Below are 9,885 nucleotides of genomic sequence, written 5' to 3'. Positions count from 1 at the left end.
GGCCTGGGGCTGGGGCTGGGGGCGCTGCTCTTGAAGCTCCTGGTGGGAGATGGGGTCGGCATCCACGACGAGTCGCTCCAGTTCTACATGGGAGGCACGGTGCTCAGGCCGCACCTGTCCACCGGCAACGTGCTGGCCGTGGGCCTCGGGGTCGTCTTCGTGGTGGTGGCCGCGGCGCTGGTGCCCGCGTGGCGAGGCAGCTCCGTCTCTCCCGCCGTGGCGATGCTGAAGAGGGAGGACTGACGCCATGCCCGTCCTGTTCCAGATGGCATTGCGCAACCTCTTCGCCCACCGCGAGCGCATGCTGCTGTTGTTCTCCGTGGTGGCGGCGGCCAGTGGTGTGCTGGTGTTGTCGATGGCCCTGACGGCGGGAGTCGCCTCCGCGCACCGCGAGGCCATCACCACGTTCCTGAGCGGCGAGCTCAACGTCGGCGGCTACTTCAAGGTCCATCCCGACAGCATCTCTCCGGTGATGGGCAGCGCGGGCCCGGTGCGCGAGGTGGTGGCGCCGCTCGTCCCGGCGGACTGTCACCTGCGCGAGCGGGGACGGGGCCGCGCCACCGTGGGCTTCTCCCAGCGCCGCTTCTCGTCCTATCTCGTGTCGTTGGACGTCGCCGCGGAGCAGGGCGCGCTCGGCACGCTGCGCATGAAGGAAGGGAGCCTCGCGGCCCTGTCGCGGCCCCGGACGGTGGTGCTCTCCACGACGATGGCCGAGCGGCTCCAGGTGGGAATGGGCGACGTGGCCACGCTCTTCGCGGAGTCGGTGGGCACGCTGCGCCGCAACGCGCTGGACGTGGAGGTGGTGGCCATCATGGAGCGGGCGGGTCTGCTCGGCGGCTCCTCGGGCATCCTCGTCTCCAACGACACCCTGCGCGAACTGGAGGGCTACCGCCCCGGCGCCGCGGGGGTGCTCCAGCTCTCCTGTGCCTCGGGAAGCGCGGGGACGGTGGACGTGGATGCGCTGGGTGACTCCTGGCGTGTGGCCCTGCGCACCGCGGGCTTCGAGGTGCTCCCGGCCCTGCACGAGGCCTACGGCGACAAGCTGTCTCCCATGTTGCGCGAAGGCTGGCGCGGCCAGCGGCTGGACGTCTCCACGTGGCAGGACGAGTCCGCGTTCCTCAGCTTCGTCACCGACGGCCTGGGGGCGCTGACGGTGCTGCTGGGCCTGGTGGTGTTGGGCGTCGTCCTGGTGGGCATCTTCATGGCGCAGAGTGTCGCCGTGCGGGAGCGGACCCGGGAGATTGGGACGCTGCGCGCCATGGGCATGCAGCGCCCCCGGGTGGCGGTGCTCTTCATGTTGGAGGGGCTGCTCCTGGGTTTCGTGGGCGCGGTGACGGGCGCCGTCGTCGCGCTGGGGTTGGGCACACTGCTGCATGGCCGCGTCCCCCTGCCGGAGCCGCTCATCGACTTGTTCTTCAGCACCCACCTGCCGCTGGAGCCGAGCGTGGGTTCGGCGGTGGTCGCCGTGGTGCTCGTCACGTGTTGTGCCGCGCTCGCGGTGGTGGTCCCCTCGCTGCGCGCCGCCTGGTTGTCCCCTCGCTCCGCCATGGAGTCGCTGTGAACCTGGTGCCTGCCCGCCGCTTCCTCACGCTGCTCACCCTGTTGCTGTCTCCCACCCTGGCCAGCGCCGACAAGGTGGCGAAGCCCTCTGGCGAGGAGGTGCTGCGCCTCATCGACGAGCGCATGGCCTTCCAGAGCGACTACAAGGGCACGGTGCGGCTGCGCGAGCTGCGCAAGGACGGCACCGAGAACCTGATGGAGCTGGAGGTCTACCGGCGCGACTCGTCGAGGGATTTGCTCATCTACATCACCAAGCCGCGGCACCTCGCCGGTGGCGGCTATCTGCGCATGGGGCGCAACCTCTGGGAGTACGAGGCGTCGACGGGCCAGTGGCAGCGGACGACCCAGCGCGGCAACATCGTCAACACCGTCTCCTGCGAAGAGGACTTCGACCGCTCGCGCCTGGCGGAGAGCTACGATGTGAAGGACGAGGGCGAGGAGGTCGTCAGCGGAACCTCCTTCCGCAAGCTCCACCTCACCTCGAAGGACGGCGCCCAGGTCTCCTATGTGCAGTTGCGCATCTGGGTGGACCCGGCGTTCAACATCGTCAAGCGCATCGGCTATGCGCCCTCCGGCCGAGTCCTCCGCACCGACGTCATCCGCAGCTACCAGCCCATGAAGGACCCGCTGGCTGGCAAGGTCGTCTTTCCCTACAAGGAAGTGCTGGAGATTGAAGAGGCGTCGGGCTCGCAGTTCACGGTGCGCTACGACGACGTGACGCTGAAGGCGCTGAACCCGAACATGTTCACGAAGACGTGGCTGGAAGGACGGGTGCGCTGAGGCGCATGCCCGTCCTCCCTTCGCTGCTCATCCCTTCTTCTGGATGAGCAGCCGCGCCAGCTCCCGCACTCCGGGCTCGCGCAGCAGGTCGGAGTGCTGTCCCGGCAGCGTCACCAAATCCAACTGCTCCCGGGGCAGGTGGGCGTCCCAGCCGAACGTCTCGTCATGGAACTCGGCCAGCGTCATGGCGCCCCGGATGATGAGGGGGCGCACGTGGCGCGGCGCCTTGACCTGCCACTGCGCGGCCTGCGGCGTCAGCACCTCTCCCAACACCTTCCAGGCGCGAGCGACGTCCATGCCCCGGAAGTGGGGTGAGGCCATCCCCGAGGCGCGGGCGCGCTCGGCCACGTGCTCCCACTTCGCCTCGAGCGACATGCCCTCCAGCGCGCCCGCCAGGGTGGCGTCGTACACGCCCAGCACGTCCGCCATGGCCAGCACGGACTCCAGCCGCTGCGCGGGCATCTCCGCCTGGATGACCTCGGAGGTGAGGGTGTCCACCACCGCCAGCAGCTCCACCTGCTCGCCCTGTGCCTCCAGGAGCGCGGCCACGCCCATGGCCGGATAGCCACCGTAGGAGAAGCCCATCAGCCGGTAGGGGCCGTGAGGCTGCATGGCGCGGATGTCTCGGGCGTAGGCCGCCACGCGCTCGTCGAAGGAGCCGAGGGGCTGGTCCGGCGTCAGCGTCTCCGGTGCCTGGATGCCGTAGCAGAGGAAGTGCGGCTCCAGGACGGGGACCAGCTCGCGGTAGTGGTAGACCTCGCCGTCGCCCGCGTGGAAGAGGAACAGCGGCGTCGCGTCCTCGGGGACGTCGCGGCTGGCCAGGCGGAGGACGTTGGAGCGCGAGTGCCCTTCGCGGAAGTACTCCTGGATGGCCTCCGCCGAGTCCTGGAGGACGGCGTTCTGGAAGAGGACGGCCAGCGGCAGGGGAATGCCGAGCTCGTCCTCCAGCCGCGCCAGCAATCGCATGGCGAGGATGGAGTCGCCGCCGATGGTGAAGAAGTCGTCTTCGACGCTGACACCCGGCTTCTCCAGCACCTCCCGCCACAGCCGGTGGAGCACCATCTCCAGCGTGGTGCGGAACGGGGTCTCCGTGCGCGCCGACGCCGAGGTCTCCACGACGGGGGCCGGGCGCGACTCCGGAGACGGGAGGGCCTGACGGTCCACCTTGCCGTTGGCGTTGATGGGCAACTGCTCCATCACCACGAAGTCCGCGGGCACCATGTACGCGGGGAGCAGCGCCGCCACGTGCGCGCGCAGGGCGTCCGCCTGGACGGAGCCGGGCGCCTGGAGATAGGCGCAGAGAGACTGCACGCCCGCGGCCGTGGTCCGCGCGATGACGACGGCCTCCTCCACTCCCGCGTGTCGTCGCAGGCAGGTCTCGATTTCCGACAGCTCGATGCGGAAGCCGCGAATCTTCACCTGGTGGTCCGCGCGGCCGAGGAAGCGCAGGCGCCCATCCGGCAGCATCCGCGCCAGGTCTCCCGTCCGGTACATGCGCGCGCCGGGCTCCTCGGAGAACGGGTCCGGAATGAAGCGCTCCGCCGTCGCATGCGGCGCGCCCAGGTAGCCGCGCGAGAGCGCCGCCCCGCCGATGTAGACACCACCGGGCTGGCCCGGGATGACGGGCGCCAGGTGGTCATCCAACAGGTAGATGCGCACGCGGGGGATGGGCCGGCCGATGGGGAAGGTGGCCTCGGTGCCCAGACCCTCGACGCCGGGGATGTCGCAGGTGGCGGAGGTGATGGTGCACTCGGTGGGGCCGTAGACGTTGACCCACGGCGCGTGAGCACCGCCCACGCGCACCCAGGCGTCATAGGTCTCCCGCTTGAGGACATCGCCTCCCGGGGCGAGCAGGCGCAGGCGGCGCGGAAGCCGCTGGCCCGAGGACTCCATCTGCCGAATCCACTCCTCGATGTACGTGGGAGGCAGGCTGATGAGGGTGATGTCCGTCTCCTCCAGGTACGGAGCCATCGCGTGCGCGGGGACCAGCCCGTTGCGCAGGACAACGGTGGCCCCCACCGCCAGCGGCGGATAGAGGTCCTCGGCGGCGGCGTCGAAGGTGAGCGGCGCGAACTGGAGCATCCGGTCTCCGGCCCTCAGCCCGAAGCGCTTCACGATGGCCAGGTTGTGGTTCACCACCGAGCGGTGCTCCACCATCACTCCCTTGGGCTCGCCCGTGGAGCCGGAGGTGAAGACGATGTACGCCACCTGGGAGTCCGCGACCCGGCGCGGTCCGGGCGCCAGGTCCTCCGGAACAGTCTCCGGCTGGCGTGGCACCGCGACGTGGGGAACGAGCCACTCGTTCGCGGTCCGTGCGTCCTCGTCCAACCACAGTCGGCGGATTCCCGCCCGCTCCACCACGGCCTGCTTGCGTGCGTCAGGCCAGCCCGCGTCGAGCGGGACGTAGGCGCCGCCCGCCTTCATGATGCCCAGCAGCACCGCCATGGCTTGCGCGGAGGGCTCCATCATCACGCCGACGCGCTCCTCGGGATGCAGGCCCTTTTCCACCAGCTCGCGGGCGAGCAGGTTGGCGCGGGCATTCAGTTCGGCGTAGCTCCACGTCGTCGCGCCATGCGCCACGGCGGCGGCCGTGGGCGAGCGCGGCACCTGGGCCTCGAAGACGGTGTGGATGCAGGCCCCGGTGGGAATCTCCTGCGGCCCTCCATCCAGCGACGCGAGCACCTCCGCGCGCTGCAGGTCGGACAGCAGCGACAGGCGGGACAGCGGCGCGTCAGGAACCCGCAGCGCCGAGTCCACCCACTGCTCGAACGAGCGGGCCATGCGCTCGCCGGACTCCGCCGTGAAGAGGGCTCCGTCGACGGCGAGCAGTCCCTCCAACCCGCCATGCGTCTCCTCGACGAGGCTGACCACCACGTCATACGCGGGGATGACGCCGGGGGCGTCCAGCTCCTCCACCGCGAGGCCGTCCATGCGGAGCGTGCCCGCCGAATCCAGCATCACCAGCGTCTGCGCCAGGGCTTGAGAGGTGCGCGGACCCTCCGGCACCACGGCATCCGAGATTCGCTTGAAGGCGACGTCCTGATGGGCCGTGGCGTGGGCCACCACCGCCTGGGCGCGTCGGAGCAATTGTCGGAAGGACGGGTTGCCCGTCAGGTCCGTACACAGGGGGAGGACGTTGGCGAAGTAGCCGACCATCCGCTCCGTCTGGGGCAGGGTGCGTCCGGAGAAGGGCGAGGCCACCACGACGGAGCCCTGGCCGCTGAGCCGATGCAGCCAGGACTGGACGAGCGCCAGCACCGACGTGAAGGGGGACACCCGCTCGCGACGGGACAGCTCGCGGAGCGCGTCTCCCTGCGAGGGGGAGAACGCCACGCGAACAGGACGCATGTTGGCGTTGAGTGCCGGCGCCCGACGCGGGAAGTCCACGGGCAGGTCCAACACGGGAGGCGCATTCGCCAGCGCCTGCTTCCACGACGCGAGCGACTCGGTCTCCCGCTGCAGGGCGTCTTCGCTCCGCTGCCACCGCGCCACGTCGGTGTACTGGAGCGGGGCCGGCGGAAGCAGGGGCGTCACCCGCGCCCGCGCCGCCTGGTAGGCGGTGGCCACCTCGTCCATGAACGCGTGGAGTCCCAGGCCGTCGGAGACGAGGTGGCTCACGGCGAGCACGAGGACATGGCGAGTGCCCGTCGCATCCAGGCGGAGCAGCTCGAAGCGGTACAGCGGACCCCGGGCCACATCGAAGGGCAGGTGGTCCTGCCGTGACACCGCCGCGCGCGCCGCCTCGAATGCCTCGGTGGGAGGCAGGTGTGACAGGTCCACCCGCGTGAGCACGGAGGCGAGCGTCGGATTCACGCGGACCAGCACGGCTTCGCGTTCCTGGAAGAAGACGGTGCGCAGCGTGTGGTTTCGCTCCAGCGCGGCGGCGAGCGCGGCCTCCAGGTGGGAAGGCTCCAGCGGGCCGTCCAGCACCATGGCGAGGCTGAGCACATAGGGAGGTGCGTCCGGCAACTGCAGCGCGTACCACAGGCGCTCCTGCACGGGCGCCGCCGGCAGCGGGCCTGTCGGAGTGACGGTCGGCGTTGTCGGCGACTCCTGGATGCGCGGAGCCCCGGCGATGGCGCGCGCGAGCCCGGCCACGGTGGGCTGGGTGAACAGCGTGCTCAATGGCAACTGCACGCCCAGCTCCTGCCGGATGCGAGTCACCACGCGGGTCGCGCTCAGCGAGTGACCGCCGAGGGCGAAGAAGTCGGAGTCACGCCACACCTGCTCGACGCCCAGGACCTGTTGGAAGAGCCGCGCCAGGTGCTCTTCCGTGGCGCCCTGGGGCAGCTCTCCCTCGGCCTCCTCGGACAGAGGCAGGGGCCGCTGGGCCAGCGCCTTGCGGTCCACCTTCCCGTTGGCACTGAGGGGGAGCGCGGTCAGCGGCATGATTCGCGCGGGCACCATGTAGGGCGGCAGCCGTTGGCTCAGGGCCTCGCGCAGCAGCGCGGGCGACTCGGCGCCGGTGAGCACCACCCAGGCCACCAGTTCCTTGTCTCCGGGACGGCGCTCCCACGCGGTGACGGCGCAGGCACGCACGGACGGCAGCGAGGCCAGCGCGGCCTCCACTTCCCCCAGCTCGATGCGCATGCCGCGCACCTTCACCTGGAAGTCGGCGCGGGCGAGGAACTCCAGGCGTCCGTCGGACAGGCGGCGTCCCAGGTCTCCGGTGCGATACAGGCGCGCGCCCGGCACGTCCGAGAAGGGATGCGGCACGAAGCGCTCCGCGGTCAACTCGGGGCGGTGCCGGTAGCCACGGCCCACGCCGACGCCACCGATGTAGAGCTCACCCACGACACCCGGAGGCACGGGGTTCATGGAGTCGTCCAGCACATGGACCTCCATTCCCCGCTTGGGCAGGCCGATGGGCGTGCTCGTTCCGAGCGGCGTCGTCACCAGGTGCTGGAGCGTCGCGGTGTCGGAGCACTCGGCGGGGCCGTAGGCGTTGACCAGCGGGATGTTCGGGTAGCGCTCGAACCAGGCGCGGCATACGGAAGGCGGCAGGGCCTCGCCGATGGTAACCATGCACCGCAGTCGTGGAAGCGCGGGCGCGCTGGCGGCGGTGTCCTCCAGCAGCGCATGCAGCACCGAGGGGACCAGCTCCACCACGGTGGCTCCAGACGACGCAATCTCCGAGGCGAGTCGCTGCGGCTCCCGCGCGGAATCATCGGAGATGAGGTGCGTGGTGGCGCCGAGCGTCAACGCACCGAGCATCTGCCACACGGAGATGTCGAAGCTCAGGGACGCCGTCTGGGCGATGACATCGCCTTCGTGGATGCCCAGCCCCTCGACCATGCCGAGGATGTGATTGCGCAGGCCCCGATGGTGGACCATCACGCCCTTGGGCACACCCGTGGAGCCCGACGTGAAGAGCACGTACGCGAGCGCCTCCGGTGAAGCCCGCCGCGTGAGCGGCTCCGCGCTCTGCGTCTCCAGCCCGTCGAGCGTCAACACCCGTGGACGCAGGGACTCGGGGACCAGGGAGAGTGCCTCGGTGAGTCCGCTGTCCAGCGTCCCCGAGGCGAGGAGGAACGGCGGCTGGCTCTCCGCGAGGAGCTGGGCCACGCGCGCGGGAGGCAGTCGTGCATCGAGCTGGAGATGCGCGCCGCCCGCGGTGTGGACGGCGAGGATGGCGCGAACGAGGGCCTCATCCCGAGGCCCGATGACGGCGACCAGCGTCTCCCGTGCCACGCCCTGGGCCGCGAGCCGCCGTGCGGCCTTGTGAGTCCAGGCCGCGAGTTCGCCGTAGGTCCACTGTCCGCCATCGAAGGACAGGGCGATGCGCTCCGGGACGCGCAGGGCCTGGGCCGCGAAGTCCTCGTGCACGCACGTCTCGGGAGGAGCCGTGGGCGCCGGGCGACCGCCGCGCAGGGCCGAGACTCGCTCGTCGTCTGTCAGCAGGGGCAGGTGCGAGATTTCGGCGCTCGGAGCCTGGAGCGCGCCTTCGAGGAGCTGGAGGTAATGGGTGAGCATCCGCTCCGCGGTGGCGGGCTCGAACAAGTCAGTGCTGTACGTGAAGGCGAACTCGAAGCCGTCGGCGACCTCCGTGGCATGGAGCGTCAGGTCGAGCTGACTGGTGTGGTTGTCGACGTGCAGCTCCCGAGCAGTCATTCCCTGGAAGGCGCTGGCGAGCGGCTCCGTCACCGCCCGCCCCATGTCGAACATCACCTGCACCAGTGGAAGGTGGCCCGTACCGCGCTCCACGTGGAGCGCCTGGACGACCCGCTCGAACGGCGCGGCCTGATGCGAGAAGGCCTCCAGCGACGTGGTGCGGACCTGCGCCAGGAGGGTCGAGAAGGTCAGGCCCGAGGTGAAGTGGCTGCGCAGGACGACGGTGTTGAGGAACAGGCCGACGACGTCCTCGGTGGCCGGGTGGACGCGTCCCGCGGTGGGACTGCCCACGACCAGCTCCTCCTGTCCGGAGTAGCGGTGCAGCAGGGTGGCGAAGACGGCATACAGCGCCATGAAGGGCGTCACCTGTTGCTCACGGCACAGGGTGCCCAAAGCCCGAGTCAGCGCGGGAGACAGGCGCTGGATGCGACTGACGGCTCCGGCATCTCCGACGACGGAGCGGCGTGGCTTGTCGAGCGGCAGGGCGAGCAGCGACGGGGCTCCCGCGAGCTGGCGCTTCCAGTAGTCGAGGTGCGCCTCTTCATGGGCGCGAACCGAGGGCAGCCGCTGCCACGTCGCGACATCCGCCTGGGTGAGCGCGACGGGAGGAAGGACAGGGACCTGCTGCTGGCGGAGCGCGGAGTAGGCCACGGCCAGCTCGCGCAGGAGGATGTCGAGGGACAGGCCGTCGACGAGGACGTGGTGCAGCACGAGCAGCAGGACATGGTGCTCGGCGCCCAGTCGGAACAGGCGGAAGCGGTACAGCGGCCCCTCGGACAGGGAGAAGGCGCGGCTGGACTCTTCCTGGAATCGGGGCCAGTCGCGAAGCGACGCACCGTCCAGTGACGAGGGCGCGTCTTCGACCTGGAGCACCTGGGCCGGTACGGGCCCCAGCCGAAGCGTGGGCCGGTCACCATCAGGAGCGAAGTGCGCGCGAAGAGAGCTGTGTCGCTCCAGCATCAGTCGCAGCGCGGACTCCAGGGCGCCTGTGTCCAGCGGGCCGCGAAGCTCGACAGCCTCGGGGATGAGATACGCGCGCAGGCCAGGGAGCAGCTCATGGAGGAACCAGAGGCGCTCCTGCGCGAACGTCGGCAGCAGCGGAGCGTCGGGAGACCTGGGAGCTGGAGCCGGGAGCCGCGGGACGCGAGCGAGCGCGTGGGATTCGAGGATCGCCGCGAGGGCTGCGATGGAGGGAGAGGAGAAGAAGGAAGCGAGGGGAAGGTCGACGCCGAAGGACTGACGGATGCGGGAGACGAGGCGGGTGGCGGAGAGGGAGTGGCCGCCGAGGGAGAAGAAGTCGGAGTCGCGAGAGACGGAGTCGAGGCCGAGGACCTGGGAGAAGAGAAGGGAGAGGAGCTCTTCGGTGGGGCCACGAGGAGGAGAGAAGGAGTCGGAGAGGGGGAGGGAGTCTGGGAGGGGAAGGGAGGCGAGGGC

The 9,885-nt window shown here is 70.4% G+C and carries 3 protein-coding genes and 1 pseudogene; 3 read left to right on the top strand and 1 reads right to left on the bottom strand.

The annotated features are described in order from the left end of the window. The 3 genes and pseudogenes from HUW62_RS42590 to HUW62_RS42580 all read left to right on the top strand — a co-directional run. Positions 1–243, top strand: a pseudogene (locus HUW62_RS42590) (permease); the annotation flags it as partial. Between the two features lie 4 nt (positions 244–247). Beyond that, entirely contained in the window at positions 248–1,561 is a 1,314-nt protein-coding gene (locus HUW62_RS42585) for an ABC transporter permease (RefSeq protein WP_176437696.1), read from the top strand. Then, positions 1,558–2,340 (top strand): outer membrane lipoprotein-sorting protein, encoded by a 783-nt coding sequence (locus HUW62_RS42580; RefSeq protein ID WP_240356711.1) that lies wholly within the window; start codon positions 1,558–1,560, stop codon positions 2,338–2,340. The genes HUW62_RS42585 and HUW62_RS42580 overlap by 4 nt, the downstream gene beginning before the upstream one ends. Positions 2,341–2,367: 27 nt before the next feature. Here the strand turns inward: HUW62_RS42580 and HUW62_RS42575 are convergent. Continuing rightward, on the bottom strand, positions 2,368–9,885 hold a 7,518-nt coding region (locus tag HUW62_RS42575), incomplete at its 5' end, for a non-ribosomal peptide synthetase (RefSeq protein ID WP_176437695.1).

It is taken from the genome of Myxococcus sp. AM011, assembly GCF_013372595.1.
In the GTDB taxonomy this organism is placed as follows: domain Bacteria; phylum Myxococcota; class Myxococcia; order Myxococcales; family Myxococcaceae; genus Myxococcus; species Myxococcus eversor.
The sequence above is the reverse complement of the archived record's forward strand: the minus strand, read 5'-3'. Positions and strand labels throughout refer to the sequence as shown.

Bases quoted from the DNA above. Each gene is read 5' to 3' on its own strand.
- HUW62_RS42585 (WP_176437696.1), top strand. From the start codon at position 248: ATGCCCGTCCTGTTCCAGATGGCATTGCGCAACCTCTTCGCCCACCGC.